Source organism: Streptomyces sp. NPDC003456 (assembly GCF_042878735.1).
Lineage (GTDB): Bacteria > Actinomycetota > Actinomycetes > Streptomycetales > Streptomycetaceae > Streptomyces.
Window position 1 is genome coordinate 438,065 of sequence record NZ_JBIAOK010000005.1, and the last position, 19,087, is coordinate 457,151.

The window sequence follows — 19,087 nt, forward strand, 5'->3', positions numbered from 1 at the left end:
AATACGGGCCGCACCCGCCGCCGGCCTCCGCGCCGTCGCGGACAGAAGCTGTCCGCGACTCTCGCTACCGTGCCCCCATGACGCACACCAAGCGGAGCAGCACGGCACCCGTCCTCGGCACGCGCGCCCTCAACCGGGCCACGCTCGACCGCCAGCTCCTGCTGCGCCCCGCGCGGATGTCCGCCGCCGACGCCGTCGAGCACCTGGTCGGCCTCCAGGCGCAGAACGTCAGACCGCCCTACTACGCGCTCGCCGCCCGCCTGGACGGCTTCGCCCCCGAGGAGCTGTCCCGGCTCATGGCCGACCGCGCGGCCGTCCGGATCGTCACCCTGCGCTCCACCCTCCACACCCACACCGCGGACGACTGCCTCCTGCTGCGCCCGCTGGTGCAGCCCGCCCGCGACCGCGAACTGGTCACCTTCCGCAAGGGACTCACCGGTGTCGACCTGGACCGGCTCACCGCCCTGGCCCGCGACCTCGTCGAGGCCGAACCCCGTACCATGGCCCAACTGCGCGAGTCCCTGCGGCAGCAGTGGCCCGACGCCGACCCCCAGGCCCTGGCCGTCGCTGCCCGGTGCCGGCTCCCGCTGGTGCAGGTGACCCCGCGCGGGCTGTGGGAACGCAGCGGCCAGGTCCGCCTGACCACCGCCGAGCACTGGCTCGGCCGCGCCGCCGGACCGGCCCCCGCGCCGGACGAGGTCGTCCTGCGCTACCTCGCCGCCTTCGGCCCGGCCTCCGTGAAGGACATGCAGACCTGGGCCGGGCTGACCCGGCTGCGCGAGGCGTTCGAGCGGCTGCGCCCCGGGCTCGTCACCTTCCGGGACGACAGCGGCACCGAGCTGTTCGACCTCCCCGACGCCCCGCGTCCCGATCCGGACACCCCGGCCCCGCCGCGCTTCCTGCCCGAGTTCGACAACCTGCTGCTCTCGCACGCCGACCGTACGCGGGTCGTCCCGCCCGCGCACCGGGGCCGCGCCTGGCAGGGCAACCTCGCCCACCGCACCCTGCTCGTGGACGGCTTCCTCGCCGGGCTGTGGCGACTGGACGAGGACGCCCTGGTGATCGAGCCGTTCGGCCGGCTCACCCGCGCCGCGCGCGACGAGGTCGTCGCCGAGGGGGAGCGGATGCTGCGGACCCTGCACCCGGGGACCTCGTACGACATCCGCTTCGGCGCCGTACGGACGTGAGCCGGGCGGCGCCGCGGGCCCGCGCGGCCGGCCGTCGTCTTCGCGCGGGCATGGAGAGGGGGGGGGGGGGGGGGGGGGGGGGGGGGGGGGGGGCCCCCCCCCCCCCCCCGCCCCCCCCGCGGGGGGGGGGGGGGGGGGGGGGGGGGGGGGGCGGGGGGGGGGCGCGGGGGGGGGGGGGGGGGGGGGGGGGGGGGGGGGGCCGCCCCCCCCCCCCCCCCCCCCCCCCCCCCTGGTATCGCACCTGAGGGTTGCTCAGGGAGTCGGGTCAGGTCACGAGGTGACCTGCGCGGTGACGAGGCTGGAGAAGGTGGTCAGCCGGGTGTAGACACCCGGGTGGCCGGCCTGGGCGCAGCCCTCGCCCCAGGAGGTGATGCCCGCCAGGACGCCCCCGATGAGCAGGGGACCGCCGCTGTCGCCCTGGCAGGTGTCCACGCCGCCGGCCGCCCTGCCGGCGCAGACCATGTCGCTGCGCACGAAGTCGGAACCGTAGGAGCTCGCGCAACCGGAGTCGGACACGGTCGGGACGGTTGCGGTGCGCAGCTGGTCGGAGGAGCTGCCGCCGGCGGAGGTGGTGCCCCAGCCCAGGATGCGGGCGGTGGTGCCGGCCGCGTACACCGAGGTCTGGGAGGAGGAGACGTACGTGGCCGTGGCGTACGGCATCGCCGTCGACAGCGTCAGCACGGCCACGTCGTCGCCCTTGGTGGCGTCGGTGTAGCTCGGGTGGATCCAGATCCTGCTGACCCTGGCCACCGTGCCGTTGGTGCCGCCGAGGTAGGTGCGGCCGCCGACGACGCGCACGCTGCCGGTGGTCTCGCCGACCATGCAGTGCGCGGCGGTGACCACCTTCGTCGGCGAGACCAGCGTGCCGCCGCAGAACTGGTTCTGCGAGGCGTCCGTGATCTGCATGACGAACGGGTAGGCGGAGGTGGTGGTCGTGGTGCCGCCGACGATCGGCTGGTGCGCGGCGGCGGCCGTGGGGGCGGCGAGCAGCGCGGTCGCGGCGGCGGCGGCGGTCGCCGCGACGACGGCGGCGGCCTTTCTGGCGGCGGTGAGCCCGAACATGGGTCTCCTCGGGGAGTTGCCGGTGGGGGGTCGCGCGGGTGGTGCACGGTGACCCTCACGTCGTCGGTCGGATCTCCGTGTGCCCGGCGAGCGGCACGCCCCCACGCTAGGGCCGGCCCGGCGGTCCCCCCAATGAGGGAAGCCCCTAAGGGAGTTGGGGCAGGGTTAACCCTCGGTCCGGCCGCGCAAACCCAGGTCGGGGCACGCGTCCGGGGACCGGTTCAGGGGGTGCGGCGGCCCGCGGCCAGCCGGACGATGTCCACCCGGGAGCGGATGCCCAGCTTGCGGTAGACGCGGGTGAGCGTCGCCTCGACCGTCTTGACGCTGATGAACAGCCGCGCCGCGATCTCCCGGTTGGTCGCCCCCTCCATCACCAGCGACGCCACCTGGCGCTCCATCGACGCGAGCCCCTCCAGCGCGTCGAGCGCGGCCGGCGGCGCCGCGGCGGCCGGAGCCACCGGCGCGGCGGGACCGGCCGTGGCGGCCGCGTCGACCTGCCGCAGCCAGGGCAGTGCCCGGCAGCGCCGGAACAGCCGCGCGGCCTCGTCGTAGGGCGCCGGAGCCTGGGCGGCGGACGACGCACCGCGCGAGGCGGCCGTCCGGTCGCGCAGCCGGGCCAGCGCGAAAGCGGCCCGGGCCTCCTCCAGGCCGTACCCGAGCCGGCCCAGCCGGTCCTGCACGGACGTCAGCCGTACCAGCGCCCCCTCGTGGTCGCCCCGCGCGGCCCGCACCAGCGCCTCGGCCCGGTCGAGCACGGCCAGCACGCTCTGCCGGCCCAGCCGCATCGCGTGCACCCGGGTGGTGTCGATGACGTCCTGGGCCTCGCCCGGTTCGCCGATGCGCACCAGCGCCTCGGCCAGGTCGCCGTGCCAGCGGCCGCGCCCGGGGTCGTTGATGCCGAGACCCTGCTCCAGCTCGCGCACCCGGCGCAGCGAACGCACCGCCGCCGCCGGGTCCCCGGCCACCAGCTGGGCGTAGCCCAGCGCCGCGAGAGCCCGCGACAGGTACATCTGGTCGCCGTCGACCTCCGCGTGGTCGGCCGCCTCGCGGGCGAGGGCCAGCGCCCGGTCGACGTCCCCGGCGGAGGCCTCCGCGAGCGAGGCGAGCATCGCCGAGGCGCCCTCGCCGATCCCGGAGTCCCGGGCCAGGCGCAGGCTCTCACGCGCCAGGTCCAGGGCCCGGCCGCAGTGCCCGGAGCGCAGCTCGGTGTCGGCGAGGAAGCGCAGGAAGTGCACCTCGCTCTCGACCATGCCGCGCCGGCGCACCTCGCGCAGCAGCGCCGTGATGGTGGCCCGCGCCTCCGGCAGCTGGTCGCTCATGATCAGCCAGCGGAACCGGGCCGAGCCGGCGCCGTTGTGATGGCACGCCACGTACGGGTCCTGCGGCTCCTTCAGCGCCCGCTTCACCGTCGCCGGGGCGTCGGGGTGGCCCATCAGGGTCTCGGTGGACGCCTGGAAGGACAACGCCATCAGCTCGGTGCGCCGGTCCCCGCCGCGGGCCGCCAGCTCCGCCGCGTGCGCGGCCTCCTGCCGGGCCTCGGCGAAGTCGCCCTCCACGACCAGGCCGCGCCAGGCCAGCTGGTAGTGGACCAGCGCCAGCAGGCCCGGGTCGTCGCCCGCGTCGGCCAGGACCTGCGGGAAGACGGCGTCGACCTCCCCCAGGGCCTGCCCGGCCGCCTCGATGACGACCATCCAGGCCCGGACCCGCTCCGCGGGCACGGTGGCGCGCGTCAGCACGTCCCGGGCGATGTCCCGGGCGAGATCCGCCTCGCCCGCGGTGATCGCGTCCTCGGCGGCCAGCAGCCGCCGCTCGTCCGGCCCCGGCGCGCTGTCCGCGGGGGTGTGCCGGGCCGCGAGCAGCCCCAGCGAGGCCGCCACGGACGGCGCCCCCCGGTCCCGGGCCAGGGTGGCGGCCTCGGCGAGCCGGGCCGCGACCTCGGGGTCGGTGCCGGTGGTCGCCAGCGCCAGGTGCCGGGCCCGCTCGATCGGATCGGAGGCGGCCGTGGACAGCGCCGCGTGCACCGCCCGCCGCTCCTGCGCCGGCGCCTCCGCGTACAGCGCGGCCGAGATCAGCGGGTGCGCGAACCGCAGCGCCGGTGCCTCGGAGTCCGTGGCCAGCAGACCCAGGGCCGCCGCCTGGGCCGTCTCCGCCTCGGCGTGCTCCCGGCCGGCCGCGTGCAGCAGCGCCAGCGTGGGACGGGCACCGGCACTGGCCACCAGCAGGGTCCGGCGCGCCTCGTCCGACAGCATCTCCAGCCGGCTCAGCACCAGGGCCCGCAGCGAGGTCGGCACCGGCAGCGGCTCGCCCGGCCGCGGCCGGGCCGCGCTCTCGGCCAGGGCCCGGCCCAGCTCCAGCGCGAACAGGGGGTTGCCGCCGCTGGTGCGGTGGATGTCCCGGATCGTCGAGCGCGACAGCGGGGTGTAGCCGCGGTGGTCGAGCAGCGCCGAGACCTGGGTGCGGGTGAGCGGGCCCAGCCGCACCGCGAGCGTGTCCGGCGGGGAGGCGCGCAGGTGGCGGTCGTACTCCTCGCCCTCGGTGCGCACCGCGCACAGCATCTGCACGGGCGTGTCACCCAGGCGGCGGGCGGCGAAGCCGAGCAGTTCCGCGCTGGCGGCGTCCAGCCACTGCAAGTCGTCGGCCACCACGAGCACCGGGCCCTTGACCGCCAGCGCCCGCAGCGCCGACAGCACGGCGAGGCGCAGCGCGAGCCCGTCCCGCTGGAGCGTGGACTCGCCCCGGCCGGTCAGCGCCGACTCCAGGGCGGTGCGCTGGGCGGCGGGCAGGGCCCCGGAGACGTCGTCCAGGACCAGACCGAACAGATCGGCCAGGGCCAGGAACGGCAGATGCGATTCCGACTCGGTCGCCGAGCAGCGCAACACCGTGCGGTCCGGACCAACGTAATCCGCGGCCAGTGCCCGCAGGATGGTCGACTTTCCAATTCCGGCCGGACCGTGCAGCAGCACACTGCCCCCTCGGCCGAGCTGCTCACGGGCGGACGTGAACAGATCCTCCCGGCCGATGACCAGGTCGGGGCGGCTCCGGGAAGGCTCCTGGAAGTCCCGTCGTGCGGTCACCGCGGCCCTCCCTGTGTCGTGTCCTGGCCAATATTAGGCAACAGCTCTTTGAATTTCGGAGGGACGGCGTGGTGAGGGAAATAACAGCGGGTGCGGGCGGGCGAATTCACCGCCCCGCGAATGCGGCGGAACACGGCGCCGGCACCTCCCCTGCAGCGCCCCCGTCCGGCCGCGCGGTCCGGGCCCGGGGCGGAGCACCACCAACCTACGGCAACCATCCCGCCCGGCGCGCGGCCACCACGGCCTCGCCCCGGGTGCGGGCCCGCAGCTTGCGCATGGCCGACCGCAGGTACGCCTTCACGGTCTCGGGCGTCAGGCCCAGACGCCGGGCCGCGGCCGCGTTGGTGGCGCCCGCCGCGACACACGCCAGCACGTCCACCTCGCGCGGGGCGAGCCGCACCCGCGCCGAGGGCCCGGGACCGGCGGCGTCGGCGGCCAGCAGCGCGCACGCCCGCAGCAGCTCGGCCCGCACCCGCGAGTCGGCGATCCGCGGGGCCAGCGCCCGCAGGGCCGCGTGCGCCTCCCGCACCTGCTCCCGGCCCGCGCCCGTCCCCACTCCGGCGACGAGCGAGCGGGCCTCGTCGCGCACCGCCAGCGCCCGCTCCACCTCCCGCGCCGCCTCGACGGAGGCGTCCAGCATCCGCCCGCCCATCGGCAGCGCCGTGCGCAGCGCCCCGTACAGCACCCCGCGCACCCGCTGCCCCACCACCACCGGCACGGCCAGCACCGACCGCAAGCCCTCCGCGGCCACCGGGGCGTCGTACTCGTGGCTGATCCGGCGGGAGACCGAGTAGTCCGTGACCACGCACGGCCGGGACAGCGCCACCGCCTTGCCGCCCAGCCCGTTCCCGGACGTCACCACCAAAGAGCGCAGGGCGTCGGTCGCCGTGCCGCTCAGCTCACTGATGCGCATCCGGGAGTCCGCCTCCAGCAGCCCGCCGAAAGCGACCGGCAGGCCCGTGCAGCGCCGCAGACGCAGCAGCGCGTCGCGTATCTCGACCGCCTCCGACGCGTCCGCCGTCACCCTGCCCGCCCCTTCGTTCCGGCTCCCGTGCGGCCCCACCCCCCGTTCGGGGGTAGTGAGACCCGCATCACGGATTACACGATGGCCTACAGCCGCCCGGCAATGGTCCGGCACCGAGGAGGACGCATGACATCGGCGACGGAGCAGTTCCGCAGCGCGCGGGACTTCCTGCTGGAACACCGTGAGGACTACGCGACCGCCTACGAGGGCTTCCGCTGGCCCCGGCCGGAGTACTTCAACTGGGCGCTCGACTGGTTCGACGAGATCGCCGACGGCAACGCCGGCACGGCCCTGCACATCGTCGAGGAGGACGGCCGCGAGACGCAGCTGTCCTTCGGGGAGATGTCCGTGCGCTCGTCACAGTTCGCCGGCTGGCTGCGGGAGCGGGGCGTGCGCGCCGAGGACCGCATCCTCGTCATGCTCGGCAACCAGGCCGAACTGTGGATCACCGCGCTCGCCGCGATGAAGCTGCGCGCGGTGGTCATCCCGGCCACCCCGCTGCTCGGCCCGGCCGACCTGCGCGACCGGGTGGCTCGCGGCCGGGTCCGGCACGTCGTCGCCCGCAGCGAGGACGCCCCGAAGTTCGCCGAGGTCCCCGGCGACTACACGCGCATCGCCGCGGGCCCCGCCGACGCCGTACCGGCCGGCTGGGCGCCGCTGGACGACGCCTACGGCGCCTCGGCCGCCTTCACGCCCGACGGCCCGACCCGCGCCGACGACCCCCTGATGCTCTACTTCACCTCGGGCACCACCGCCCGGCCCAAACTCGTCGAGCACACCCACACGTCGTACCCGGTCGGCCACCTGGCGACCATGTACTGGATCGGCCTGCAGCCGGGCGACGTGCACCTGAACATCTCCTCGCCGGGCTGGGCCAAGCACGCCTGGTCCAACCTCTTCGCCCCGTGGAACGCCGAGGCGACCGTCTTCCTGCACAACTACACGCGCTTCGACGCCGCCCGCCTCATGGCCGAGATGGACCGGGCGGGCGTCACCACCTTCTGCGCCCCGCCCACCGTCTGGCGCATGCTCCTCCAGGCCGACCTCGGCCGGCTGCGCACCCCGCCCCGCGAGGTCGTCGCCGCCGGGGAGCCGCTCAACCCCGAGGTCGTCGAGCAGGTCCGCCGCGCCTGGGGCGTCACCGTCCGGGACGGCTTCGGGCAGACCGAGACCGCCGTCCAGGTCGCCAACAGCCCTGGCCAGCCGCTCAAGACCGGCTCGATGGGCCGGCCCAGCCCCGGGTACCGCGTGGAACTGCTCGACCCGGTCTCCGGCGCCCCGGGCGCCACGGAGGGCGAGATCGCCCTCGACCTGTCGCAGCGCCCTGTCGGCCTGATGACCGGCTACCACGGCGACGCCGACCGGACGGCCGAGGCCATGGCCGGCGGCTACTACCGCACCGGCGACGTTGCCTCCCGGGACGAGGAGGGCTACCTCACCTACATCGGGCGCAGCGACGACGTCTTCAAGGCGTCCGACTACAAGATCAGCCCCTTCGAGCTGGAGAGCGCGCTGCTGGAGCACGAGGCGGTGGCCGAGGCGGCGGTCGTCCCCGCACCGGACGAGCTGCGGCTCGCCGTCCCCAAGGCCTACGTCGTGCTCGCCGAAGGCTGGCAGCCCGGCCCGGACACGGCGAAGGTCCTCTTCGAGCACTCCCGCGAGACCCTCGCCCCCTACAAGCGCATCCGCCGTCTGGAGTTCGGCGAGCTGCCCAAGACCGTCTCCGGCAAGATCCGCCGGATCGAACTGCGCGAGGCCACGGCGGCCGGCTCGGACGCCGAGTACCGCGAGGAGGACTTCCGGTGAATTCCTACAGCCACGGCACGGGCGGCACCGCCCTGCTCGGCGACACCATCGGGGCGAACCTGGACCGTGCCGTCGCCGCCTGGCCGGAGCGCGAGGCCCTGGTGGACGTGCCCTCCGGCCGCCGCTGGACGTACGCGCGCTTCGGCGCCGACGTCGACCGCCTGGCCTCGGCGCTGCTGGCCTCCGGGGTCGCCAAGGGCGACCGGGTGGGCATCTGGGCGGTCAACTGCCCCGAGTGGGTGCTCGTCCAGTACGCGACCGCGCGCATCGGCGCGATCATGGTGAACATCAACCCGGCCTACCGCACCCACGAGGTCGAGTACGTCCTGAAGCAGGCGGGGGTGTCCCTGCTGTTCGCCTCGCTCTCCCACAAGACCAGCGACTACCGGGCCATGGTCGACCAGGTGCGGGGCCGCTGCCCCGGGCTGCGCGAGGTCGTGTACGTCGGCGACCCGGGCTGGGAGGCGCTGCTCGCACGGGCCACCCCCGACCCGGCGTTCCCGGAGCTGTCCTGCGACGACCCCATCAACATCCAGTACACCTCGGGCACCACGGGTTTCCCCAAGGGCGCCACCCTGTCCCACCACAACATCCTCAACAACGGCTTCTTCGTGGGGGAGTTGATCGCCTACTCCGAGCAGGACCGGGTGTGCGTCCCGGTGCCCTTCTACCACTGCTTCGGCATGGTCATGGCCAACCTCGCCGCCACCTCGCACGGCGCCTGCATCGTCGTCCCGGCCCCCTCCTTCGACCCGGAGGCCACTCTGCGGGCGGTCGAGCAGGAGCGCTGCACCTCGCTCTACGGCGTCCCGACCATGTTCATCGCGGAGCTGAACCTCCCCGGCTTCGCCTCCTTCGACCTGTCCTCCCTGCGCACCGGCATCATGGCCGGTTCGCCCTGCCCCGTGGAGGTGATGAAGCGGGTCGTGGCCGAGATGCACATGGCGGAGGTCGCCATCTGCTACGGCATGACCGAGACCTCCCCGGTCTCCCTGCAGACCCGGCGGGACGACGACCTGGAGCACCGCACGGGCACGGTCGGCCGGGTCCTGCCGCACCTGGAGGTCAAGGTCGTCGACCCGGCGACCGGGGTGACGCAACCCCGGGGCACCGCGGGCGAGTTGTGCACGCGCGGCTACAGCGTGATGCTCGGCTACTGGGAGGAGCCGGAGAAGACCGCCGAGGCGATCGACGCCGGGCGCTGGATGCACACCGGGGACTTGGCCGTCATGCGCGAGGACGGCTACGTCGAGATCGTCGGCCGCATCAAGGACATGATCATCCGCGGCGGGGAGAACATCTACCCACGCGAGATCGAGGAGTTCCTCTACGCGCACCCCGGGATCCAGGACGTCCAGGTCGTGGGCGTCCCGCACCCGCACTACGGCGAGGAGGTCCTCGCCTGCGTCGTCCCGCGCGACCCGGCCGACCCGCCGGCGCTGGAGGATCTGCGGGCCTTCTGCGAGGGCCGGCTGGCGCACTACAAGGTCCCGAGCCGGCTGCAGATCCTCGACGCCTTCCCCATGACGGTCTCCGGGAAGGTGCGCAAGGTGGAGCTGCGTGAGCGCTACACCGCCTGAACGACCGCGGGGGCGTTCGGTCGTGCGGGGCCAGGGCCCGTAGGATCGACGCCCTTGGGGGTGACACATGGTCAAGCGGCGGCCCGGTACGACGCCCACGCTGGAGCAGGTGGCCGCGCTCGCCGGGGTCGGACGGGGCACGGTCTCGCGCGTCGTCAACAACGAGGCGGGAGTCCGGGAGTCCACCCGCCGTGCCGTGCAGCAGGCCATTGCCGAACTCGGCTACGTGCCCAACCTGGCGGCGCGTTCGCTGGCCGCGCGGCGGGCCGACGCCGTGGCGCTGGTCATGACGGAACGCGACTGGCGGCTGTTCGGCGAACCGTTCTTCTCCGAGACGGTCAGCGCCGTCGGCGACGCGCTCGCCGAAACCTCCGCGCAGCTGCTGCTCACCCTGATCCGCACCGACGCCGAGCGGCAGCGGTTCGTCGAGTACGCGCGCGGCGGCCGGGTCGACGGCGTGCTGCTGATGTCGGTGCGCGCCGAGGACCGGCTGCCGGACATGCTCGCCGACGCGGGCCTGCCCACCGTGCTGCTGGGCCGCCGCTCCGGCGACGAGCAGATCACCTACGTCGACGCGGACAACGTCGGCGGCGCCCGTGAGGCGGTGACCCACCTGGTGGCCGGCGGCCGGCGCGCGATCGCGGCGATCACCGGGCCGCTGGACATGTACGCGGCCCGCTGCCGACTGCGCGGTTACCGGCAGGCTCTGGAGCGGGCGGGGCTGCCCGTGCCCGCCTCCCGGACCGTCGAGGGCGACTTCACCGAGGCGAGCGGACGCCGGGCGACGGCCGAACTCCTGGAGCGTCACCCGGAGGTGGACGCGGTTTTCGCCGCCTCCGACACCATGGCCTCCGGAGCCCTGGCCGTGCTGCGCGCGGCGGGGCGCCGGGTGCCCGACGACGTGGCGGTGGTCGGCTTCGACGACTTCGAGCTCGCCCGGCACACCGACCCGCCGCTCACCACCGTCCGCCAGCCCCTGGAGCAGATCGGCCGGACGATGGTGCGGCTGCTGCTGGAGGAGATGGAGCAGCCGGAGGTGGCGTGGCGGCACGTCATCCTGCGGACGCAGCTGGTGGTCCGGGACTCGGCCTGAGAACGTCCGGGAGCGCTCCCAACTCCTGAGCCCCACAGGGCCGTTGAGTGGATCGGCCGCCTCGCTGACCTGTGCATTCGAAATACATGCGACGGATTCCCGTCTCACGGGTTGTCAGGGACATGGAGCGGCTCCTACAGTCGCGACCGAAACCGGTGAGGTGGGAGCGCTCCCATCAGTGGGAGGTGGGAGCGCTCCCGATTCCCCCCAACCGCAGCACCCTCTGTCGAACCCGGTTCCCCCCGCAGAGAGGCACCCGCATGCGATCGTCACCGCACCGCCTCCGCACCGTCCGCGCCCTGTTCGGGGCGCTGGTCACCACGCTCGCCACCGTCGCGGCGCTCCTCGCCGCCACCGCGCCCGCCCGGGCCGACACGGTCGTCTGCGAGCAGTTCGGATCGACCGTGATCCAGGGCCGCTACGTCGTCCAGAACAACCGCTGGGGTACCAGCGCCCCGCAGTGCGTCACCGCGACCGACACCGGCTTCCGGCTCACCCAGGCCGACGGCTCCGTGCCCACCAACGGCGCGCCGAAGTCGTACCCGTCGGTCTTCAACGGCTGCCACTACACCAACTGCTCACCCGGGACCAGCCTGCCGGCGCAGCTCGGCACCATCTCCAGCGCGCCGAGCAGCATCTCCTACGGCTACGTCTCCGGCGCGGTGTACAACGCCTCGTACGACATCTGGCTGGACCCGACGCCCCGCACCGACGGCGTCAACCGCACCGAGATCATGATCTGGTTCAACCGCGTCGGCCCCATCCAGCCGATCGGTTCCCAGGTCGGCACCGCCTCCGTCGGCGGGCGCAGCTGGGAGGTGTGGACCGGCAGCAACGGGTCCAACGACGTGATCTCCTTCGTCGCCCCCTCGGCGATCTCCAGCTGGAGCTTCGACGTCATGGACTTCGTCGACCAGACCGTGGCCCGGGGCATGGCGCAGAGCAACTGGTATCTGACCAGCGTCCAGGCCGGCTTCGAGCCGTGGCAGAACGGCGCCGGGCTGGCCGTGAACTCCTTCTCCTCCACCGTGAACACCGGCGGCGGCGACCCGGGCGGCCCCGGCGGCCCGGCGGCGGCCTGCCAGGTGACGTACGGGACCAGCGTCTGGCAGGGCGGCTTCACCGCCGACGTGACCGTGAAGAACACCGGCTCGGCCGCGGTCGACGGCTGGCGGCTCGGCTTCACGCTGCCGTCCGGGCAGCGGGTCACGGGCGCCTGGAACGCGACCCTGTCCGGCACCTCCGGCGCCGTCACGGCGAGCCCCGTCGCGCACAACGCCCGGATCGCGGCCGGCGGCACCCAGAGCTTCGGCTTCCAGGGCAGCTACAGCGGCACCTTCGCCGAGCCGTCCGCCTTCACCCTGAACGGCACCCCCTGCTCCGTCGCCTGACCCGCGGCACACCGACCCGCTCCGGGGTCCGCCCCGCGCCGAACGGGCGGACCCCGGAGCGCTCCACCCCGGGCCCGATGACGCTGGACGACCGGTTCGGGCAGACGACCCCGACCGAACCGGTCGACGCGTGGCCGGGCGGCCACCAGGCGCAGGTCATCGCCGACAACACCGGCACCCGGCCGATCACGCGCGGGACGGCCGACCGGGATCTGGGCGGCGCGACCGTCACCGGCCTCCGGATCGGCACCCACACGGTCGCGAACGGTCGGATCACGCTCCGCCACGCCGGCTCCGACGGCACCCTCGCCGCCGGCGCGACGTCCTCGCTCGGCCGCACGGCGAACGGCGTCGCGGGCACCCCCGCCCCACGGCGCACCCCCGCCTGAACGGCCCCGCGGTTCTCCCCACCGGTTGATCCCGCGGATGTCCCCACACCCGTCACCCGCCCCCCGCACCGAGGAGAGCACATGACAGACCGGACCGGACGGGCGGACACCCGCCCGCGCAGGCCGCACCGCACGCGGACGGCGGCCCTTGTCACCGCGGTGAGTACGCTGCTGCTGGGCGCGGCGGCCCAGCTGACCGCACCCGAGGCGTCCGCCGCCGAGGCGCACGTCGACAACCCGTTCGCGGGCGCCTCGTTCTACGTCAACCCGGACTACGCGCGCCTGGTCGACGGATCCATCGCCCAGACCACCGACGCGACGCTCAAGGCCAGGATGGAGAAGGTCAAGAGCTATCCGACGGCTGTCTGGCTGGACCGGATCGCCGCCATTCACGGCGGTGAGGCCAACGCGGGCCGCAAGAGCCTCGCCGACCACCTGGACCTGGCGCTCGCCCAGAAGCAGCCCGGCAAGCCGCTCGTCGCCACCTTCGTCGTGTACGACCTGCCGGGCCGCGACTGCTCCGCTCTGGCCTCCAACGGCGAACTCCCCCTCACCGCGGCGGGTCTGGCCCGCTACAAGAGCGAGTACGTCGACGAGATCGCCGAGGTCTTCGCCAACCCGAAGTACCAGGACATCCGCATCACCACGGTCATCGAGCCGGACGGCCTGCCGAACCTGGTCACCAACCTCTCCGACCCCGAGTGCGCCCAGGCCAAGAGCAGCGGCATCCAGGTCGACGCCATCCGGTACGCCCTGAACAAGCTCCACGCCATTCCGAACGTGTACACGTACATGGACTTCGCCCACTCGGGCTGGCTCGGCTGGGACACCAACCTCTCTCCGACCACCCAGCTGTACACGGACGTCGTCAAGGGCACCACGGACGGCCTGCGCAGCGTGGACGGCCTGATCACCAACGTCTCCAACTACACGCCGCTCGCCGAACCGTTCCTCCCCGACCCGAACAAGACGGTCGGCGGCAATCAGATCCGGTCCGGTAAGTACTACGAGTGGAACCCGAACTTCGACGAGTCGGACTTCACCAAGGCCGTGCACGCCGCGCTGACGGCGCAGGGCTGGCCCGCCTCGACCGGCATGGTCGTCGACACCTCCCGCAACGGCTGGGGAGGCGCCGCCCGGCCGACCGCCGAGTCCACCAGCACCGTCCTCGACACCTACGTCACCCAGTCCAAGGTGGACCGCCGCGCCCACCGGGGCCTGTGGTGCAACGTCAACGGCGCCGGCCTGGGACAGCCCCCGCAGGCCTCGCCCGCCGGCCACCCGGACTCGCACCTGGACGCCTTCCTGTGGATCAAGCCGCCGGGGGAGTCGGACGGCGCCGGCAAGGACATCCCGAACGACGAGGGCAAGCGTCCGGACCCGATGTGCAACCCGGACTACACGGCGCCCAACGCGGGCGGCAACCCGACCGGCGCCATGCCGGACGCGCCGCTCGCCGGCCACTGGTTCCACCACCAGTTCGCGATGCTGGTGCGCAACGCGTACCCGGCGGTGCCCACCTACGGCGGCGGCGGGCCCGACCCGGTCGACACCACCGCTCCCACCGCGCCGACCGGGCTGAGGTCCACCGCGAAGACCGCCACCAGTGTCTCCCTGGCGTGGACGGCGGCCACCGACGACGTGGGCGTCACCGGATACGACGTGTACCGCAACGGCGCCAAGGTCAACGCCTCGGCGGTCACCGGCACCACGTTCACCGACACCGGGCTGACCGCGGCCACGGCGTACGGCTACACCGTCCGGGCCCGCGACGCCGCCGGGAACGTCTCCGCGGCCTCCACCGCGCTGAGCGTCACCACGGAGGCGGGCGGCGGCGGCCCCGACCCGGCCGGCGGCCTGAAGGTCACCTACCGGAACAACGACTCCTCGGCGACCGACAACGCCATCCGCCCCGGCCTGCGGATCGCCAACACCGGCAGCACGGCCGTGGACCTGACCGGGGTCACCGCCCGCTACTACTTCACCCGGGACGGCGGCTCGTCCACCGTGAACGCGTTCTGCGACTACGCGGCCGTCGGCTGCTCCCAGCTCACCCTGCGGGTGGTGCCGCTGAGCACCCCGGTCGCCGGCGCCGACGCGTACCTGGAGGTCGGCTTCCGCAGCGGCACCCTGGCCGCCGGCAAGGACACCGGCGACCTCCAGCTGCGCCTGGCCAAGTCCGACTGGTCGGCCTTCGACGAGGCCGACGACCACAGCCGGACCGCCGCCGCCTCCTACACCGACGCCCCCAGGATCCCCGCCTACCTGAACGGCGCCCTGGCCTGGGGCGCCCCGCCGGCCTGACCCGCCCCGACCCACGGGGAGACAACCGAACCCACCGTCCCCACAGGAGAGAACATGGCTCGAAGCACCAGACGCCCCCTGTCCTTACTGGCGGTCCTGGTCACCCTGCTCAGCGGGCTCGGTCTGGCCCTGATCGGCCAGAACAGCGCGCAGGCGCACGGCGTGACGATGACGCCCGGCTCGCGCACCTACCTCTGCTGGCTGGATGCCAGGACCGGCACCGGCTCCCTGGACCCGACGAACCCCGCGTGCAAGGCCGCGCTCGCCGAGAGCGGCGCGAGCTCGCTGTACAACTGGTTCGCCGTGCTGGACTCCAACGCGGGCGGACGCGGCCCGGGCTACGTCCCGGACGGCAAGCTGTGCAGCGCCGGTGACCGATCCCCGTACAACTTCACCGGCTACAACGCCGCCCGCGCCGACTGGCCCCGCACGCACCTCACCTCCGGGGCGACCATCCGCGTCAAGCACAGCAACTGGGCGGCGCACCCGGGCGACTTCCGGGTGTACGTCTCCAAGCCCGGCTACTCGCCCGCCAAGCCGCTGGGCTGGGGCGACCTGGAGCTGATCCAGACCGTCACCAACCCGCCGCAGTCCGGCTCGGTGGGCAGCGAGTCCGGCCACTACTACTGGGACCTGAAGCTGCCCTCGGGCCGCTCGGGTGACGCGATGATGTTCATCCAGTGGGTGCGCTCGGACAGCCAGGAGAACTTCTTCTCCTGCTCCGACATCGTCTTCGACGGCGGCAACGGCGAGGTGACCGGCATCCGCGGCTCGGGCGGCACCCCGGACCCGACGCCCACGCCGACCCCGACGCCCACCGACCCGCACACCGGGTGCATGGCCCTCTACAAGGTGACGAACCAGTGGGGCGGCGGCTTCCAGGGGACCGTCGAGGTGATGAATCACCACACCACCGCGCGTGACGGCTGGGCCGTGCGCTGGCAGCCGGGTGCCGGAACCCGGATCAGCCAGGTCTGGAACGGCAGCCTGAGCACGGGCACCGACGGGACGGTCACGGTCAGGCACGTGGACCACAACCGCACCATCCCGCCGGACGGCACCGTCACGTTCGGCTTCACCGCCACCTCGACCGGCAACAACCTGCCGGTCGGCTCGATCACCTGCGTCAACCCGTAGCACCGTCGCACGACGGCACCGGCTGCCCGGGTAGGGGGGCCGGTGCCGTCCCGTGTCCGCGGGTCATTCGGCGAACGCCTCCGCCGGCCGGTTCACCGGCTGCGGGGTGCCGGTCGGGTCGAGCAGGAACAGCGGCACGCCCAGCGCGTCGGCGCGGGCGCGGGCCTCGTCGCCGTATCCGGCCAGGGAGAAGTAGACGCCGGCCGCGGACTCGGTCATCGCGGTCAGCCACAGGCACTCCACGTCCCGCGGGGTCGCCGGGTGCAGGCCGGGGTCGACCTGGGCGACGACACCGCGGGCGGCGAGACCGATCCCGGAGGGGGGCCGCTGATCGGCGCGGCGCACCTTGCGGTAGCCGAGCCAGCGCAGATACAGGGCGGTGGCCGTGACGGCGTCGAGGGCGGTGCGGATGGTCACGGACTGGAAGGGCGGCCGGGCGGCGACGGCCCGGGGGGCCGTGACGGGCTCGCGACCGGGAGCCGTCCGGTCCGGCCGGGCCGGCGCCGCAGCGGGCGGCGGGGAGGCCGGCGAGGATGATGCGGGGGGCGTCTGTTCCGGGGGCGGGGCCGCCTCCGGCTTCTCCTCGCGCCCGCTGTCCACGCCGTTCTGCTCCGGCGCCGCGGCCCCGGCCGCGCCGTCGGCCCGGGCCAGCGGCACCCGTAGCACGACCCCGCACGCGCAGCCCACTTCGGGGCGCGGCCACTCGGCGCCGCGGCCGCAGGCAGAGCAGCGCACGGTCACCCAGTCGTCCTGCCAGCTGCGCTGCGACACGGGCGTCGCCGTGCCGTCGGGGTCGAGCCCCGGCGCGACGGGCGCGCCGCACACGCAGGGGTACACCGGCGCCGTGTAGCGGTGCTCGCGCCGGCACTCCGGGCAGCGCACCGCAACGGTTTCGGCCATGGTCACTCCAGAACCGGCTCGCGTCGGGACAGCGCGTCCCATGGTGCTCCCTCGGGCCGCCGCCTGTCCGGCGGTTGCCCTCTCTTGACGGCCTTCACCCACCCCACTTACATTCATTCCAGATCGCAGAAAATAGTTTCCACATTACGGAAGAAGCTCACCGCGGGGCGCGACGGGAGTGCGAATCCGACAGCCGAAGCAGGAGTACTCGATGGCTCGAATGACCGCTGCCCGCGCGGCAGTTGAGATCCTCAAGCGCGAGGGCGTCACCGACGCGTTCGGTGTCCCGGGCGCGGCGATCAACCCCTTCTACGCGGCCCTCAAGGCCTCCGGCGGCATCACCCACACCCTCGCCCGGCACGTCGAGGGCGCCTCGCACATGGCCGAGGGCTACACCCGGACCCGCGCGGGCAACATCGGCGTCTGCATCGGCACCTCCGGGCCGGCCGGCACCGACATGATCACCGGTCTGTACTCGGCCATCGGCGACTCGATCCCGATCCTGTGCATCACGGGCCAGGCCCCGACCGCCGTGATCCACAAGGAGGACTTCCAGGCCGTCGACATCGCCTCGATCGCCAAGCCGGTCACCAAGATGGCCGTGACCGTCCTGGAGGCCGCGCAGGTCCCGGGCGTCTTCCAGCAGGCGTTCCACCTGATGCGCTCCGGCCGGCCCGGGCCCGTCCTGATCGACCTGCCGATCGACGTGCAGCTCACGGAGATCGAGTTCGACCCGGAGACCTACGAGCCGCTGCCCGTCTACAAGCCCGCCGCGAGCCGCGCCCAGATCGAGAAGGCGATCGGGATGCTGAACGCCTCCGAGCGGCCGCTGATCGTCGCGGGCGGCGGTGTCATCAACGCCGACGCCGCCGACCTGCTCGTCGAGTTCGCCGAGCTGACCGGCACGCCCGTCGTGCCCACCCTGATGGGCTGGGGCCTGCTGCCCGACGACCACGAGCTGAACGCCGGCATGGTCGGCCTGCAGACCTCGCACCGCTACGGCAACGCGACGTTCCTGGAGTCCGACTTCGTCCTCGGCATCGGCAACCGCTGGGCCAACCGCCACACCGGGAAGATCGACGTCTACACGGCGGGCCGCACCTTCGTCCACGTCGACGTCGAGCCGACCCAGATCGGCAAGATCTTCGCCCCGGACTACGGCATCGCCTCCGACGCCAAGGCCGCCCTGCGCCTGTTCGTCGAGGTCGCCCGCGAGCTGAAGGACGCCGGCCGGCTGCCCGACCGTTCCCGGTGGGCCGCCGCCGCGCAGGAGCGGAAGGCCACGCTCCAGCGCCGTACGCACTTCGACGACATCCCCATCAAGCCGCAGCGCGTCTACGAGGAGATGAACAAGGCCTTCGGCCCGGAGACCCGCTATGTCTCCACCATCGGCCTCTCCCAGATCGCGGGCGCCCAGATGCTGCACGTCTACCGTCCCCGCCACTGGATCAACTGCGGCCAGGCCGGTCCGCTCGGCTGGACGATCCCGGCCGCGCTCGGCGTCGCCAAGGCCGATCCGGAGGCGTCCGTCGTCGCCCTGTCCGGCGACTACGACTTCCAGTTCATGATCGAGGAACTGGCCGTGGGCGCCCAGCACCGGATCCCGTACGTCCACGTCCTGGTGAACAACTCCTACCTGGGGCTGATCCGCCAGGCGCAGCGGGCGTTCGAGATCGACTTCCAGGTCAACCTGGAGTTCGAGAACCTCAACTCGCCGGAGATCGGCGTCTACGGCGTCGACCACGTCAAGGTCGCCGAGGGCCTCGGCTGCAAGGCGATCCGGGTCACCGACCCGGCCGAACTGGGCAGCGCCTTCGAGCAGGCGAAGAAGCTCGCCGCGCAGTACCGGGTCCCGGTCGTCGTCGAGGCGATCCTGGAACGCGTCACGAACATCTCCATGTCGACCACCAACGACATCGGCAACGTGGTCGAGTTCGAGGAACTCGCCACCGAGCCCGGCCACGCGCCGACCTCCATCAAGACGCTGAAGGTCTGACACCGAGCCGCAGGGGCGGTCCGTCCACGAGGACGGACCGCCCCTGCGGCGTTCCCCCGGAGAACCCCGCGCTGAGGAGACGGGCCGGCGCACCGTCCCCGGGCGGTCGGCCTCCACCAGGCCCCGCAGCTACAGCTCCCCCTC

General features: G+C 73.7%; 13 protein-coding genes. 9 read left to right on the forward strand and 4 right to left on the reverse strand.

All coding sequences use genetic code 11. The features are described 5' to 3' along the window. Window positions 1-77 precede the first annotated feature (77 nt). Window positions 78-1,187, forward strand: coding sequence for a winged helix DNA-binding domain-containing protein (locus ACFYWG_RS22970; RefSeq protein ID WP_389203189.1), 1,110 nt, complete (start codon window positions 78-80; stop codon window positions 1,185-1,187). 270 nt (window positions 1,188-1,457) lie between these two features. Here the strand turns inward: ACFYWG_RS22970 and ACFYWG_RS22975 are convergent, their stop codons facing one another. The 3 genes from ACFYWG_RS22975 to ACFYWG_RS22985 form a co-directional block, all read right to left on the reverse strand. After that, window positions 1,458-2,249, reverse strand: a complete 792-nt coding sequence (locus ACFYWG_RS22975; protein WP_389203191.1) for a S1 family peptidase — start codon at window positions 2,247-2,249, stop codon at window positions 1,458-1,460. 221 nt (window positions 2,250-2,470) lie between these two features. After that, window positions 2,471-5,323: an AAA family ATPase gene (locus ACFYWG_RS22980; protein ID WP_383511182.1), complete on the reverse strand. Its 2,853-nt coding sequence runs from the start codon at window positions 5,321-5,323 to the stop codon at window positions 2,471-2,473. Window positions 5,324-5,528: 205 nt separating this feature from the next. Further along, entirely contained in the window at window positions 5,529-6,347 is an 819-nt protein-coding gene (locus tag ACFYWG_RS22985; RefSeq protein ID WP_389203193.1) for a response regulator transcription factor, read from the reverse strand. A 126-nt stretch (window positions 6,348-6,473) separates the two neighbouring features. Here ACFYWG_RS22985 and ACFYWG_RS22990 point away from each other — a divergent pair, with 126 nt between their 5' ends. The 7 genes from ACFYWG_RS22990 (at window position 6,474) to ACFYWG_RS23020 (ending at window position 16,047) form a co-directional block, all read left to right on the forward strand. Further along, window positions 6,474-8,153, forward strand: a complete 1,680-nt coding sequence (locus ACFYWG_RS22990) for an AMP-binding protein (protein WP_385414872.1) — start codon at window positions 6,474-6,476, stop codon at window positions 8,151-8,153. After that, window positions 8,150-9,733 (forward strand): AMP-binding protein, encoded by a 1,584-nt coding sequence (locus tag ACFYWG_RS22995; RefSeq protein WP_383511189.1) that lies wholly within the window; start codon window positions 8,150-8,152, stop codon window positions 9,731-9,733. Before ACFYWG_RS22990 ends, ACFYWG_RS22995 begins: the two co-directional genes overlap by 4 nt. A gap of 67 nt (window positions 9,734-9,800) precedes the next feature. Continuing rightward, on the forward strand, window positions 9,801-10,826 hold the full coding sequence (locus ACFYWG_RS23000) for a LacI family DNA-binding transcriptional regulator (protein ID WP_376325498.1): 1,026 nt from the start codon (window positions 9,801-9,803) through the stop codon (window positions 10,824-10,826). A gap of 260 nt (window positions 10,827-11,086) precedes the next feature. After that, window positions 11,087-12,217: a cellulose binding domain-containing protein gene (locus ACFYWG_RS23005; protein WP_389203196.1), complete on the forward strand. Its 1,131-nt coding sequence runs from the start codon at window positions 11,087-11,089 to the stop codon at window positions 12,215-12,217. Window positions 12,218-12,294: 77 nt separating this feature from the next. Further along, window positions 12,295-12,606 carry a cellulose binding domain-containing protein gene (locus ACFYWG_RS23010; RefSeq protein ID WP_389203198.1) on the forward strand — a complete coding sequence of 104 codons (312 nt, stop codon included), beginning with the start codon at window positions 12,295-12,297 and terminating at the stop codon, window positions 12,604-12,606. A gap of 81 nt (window positions 12,607-12,687) precedes the next feature. Next, window positions 12,688-14,910, forward strand: coding sequence for a glycoside hydrolase family 6 protein (locus ACFYWG_RS23015; RefSeq protein WP_389203200.1), 2,223 nt, complete (start codon window positions 12,688-12,690; stop codon window positions 14,908-14,910). 54 nt (window positions 14,911-14,964) lie between these two features. After that, a complete protein-coding gene (locus ACFYWG_RS23020; protein WP_389203202.1) occupies window positions 14,965-16,047 on the forward strand; it encodes a lytic polysaccharide monooxygenase in 1,083 nt (360 codons plus the stop codon). A 63-nt stretch (window positions 16,048-16,110) separates the two neighbouring features. On the opposite strand, the gene ACFYWG_RS23025 is transcribed toward ACFYWG_RS23020, so the two are convergent. Then, entirely contained in the window at window positions 16,111-16,947 is an 837-nt protein-coding gene (locus ACFYWG_RS23025) for a hypothetical protein (protein WP_389203203.1), read from the reverse strand. 211 nt (window positions 16,948-17,158) lie between these two features. On the opposite strand from ACFYWG_RS23025, the gene gcl reads away from it, so the two are divergent. After that, window positions 17,159-18,943, forward strand: coding sequence for a glyoxylate carboligase (gcl, locus tag ACFYWG_RS23030; protein ID WP_376325510.1), 1,785 nt, complete (start codon window positions 17,159-17,161; stop codon window positions 18,941-18,943). The last annotated feature ends 144 nt before the right edge of the window (window positions 18,944-19,087 follow it).

What these genes read in the sequence shown, in the direction of transcription:
- ACFYWG_RS23025 (WP_389203203.1), bottom strand. Translation starts at nt 16,947, where the DNA reads ATGGCCGAAACCGTTGCGGTGCGCTGCCCGGAGTGCCGGCGCGAGCAC.
- ACFYWG_RS23000 (WP_376325498.1), top strand. Translation starts at nt 9,801, where the DNA reads ATGGTCAAGCGGCGGCCCGGTACGACGCCCACGCTGGAGCAGGTGGCC.
- gcl (WP_376325510.1), top strand. Translation starts at nt 17,159, where the DNA reads ATGGCTCGAATGACCGCTGCCCGCGCGGCAGTTGAGATCCTCAAGCGC.
- ACFYWG_RS22975 (WP_389203191.1), bottom strand. Translation starts at nt 2,249, where the DNA reads ATGTTCGGGCTCACCGCCGCCAGAAAGGCCGCCGCCGTCGTCGCGGCG.
- ACFYWG_RS23010 (WP_389203198.1), top strand. Translation starts at nt 12,295, where the DNA reads ATGACGCTGGACGACCGGTTCGGGCAGACGACCCCGACCGAACCGGTC.
- ACFYWG_RS23020 (WP_389203202.1), top strand. Translation starts at nt 14,965, where the DNA reads ATGGCTCGAAGCACCAGACGCCCCCTGTCCTTACTGGCGGTCCTGGTC.
- ACFYWG_RS23005 (WP_389203196.1), top strand. Translation starts at nt 11,087, where the DNA reads ATGCGATCGTCACCGCACCGCCTCCGCACCGTCCGCGCCCTGTTCGGG.
- ACFYWG_RS22970 (WP_389203189.1), top strand. Translation starts at nt 78, where the DNA reads ATGACGCACACCAAGCGGAGCAGCACGGCACCCGTCCTCGGCACGCGC.
- ACFYWG_RS23015 (WP_389203200.1), top strand. Translation starts at nt 12,688, where the DNA reads ATGACAGACCGGACCGGACGGGCGGACACCCGCCCGCGCAGGCCGCAC.
- ACFYWG_RS22990 (WP_385414872.1), top strand. Translation starts at nt 6,474, where the DNA reads ATGACATCGGCGACGGAGCAGTTCCGCAGCGCGCGGGACTTCCTGCTG.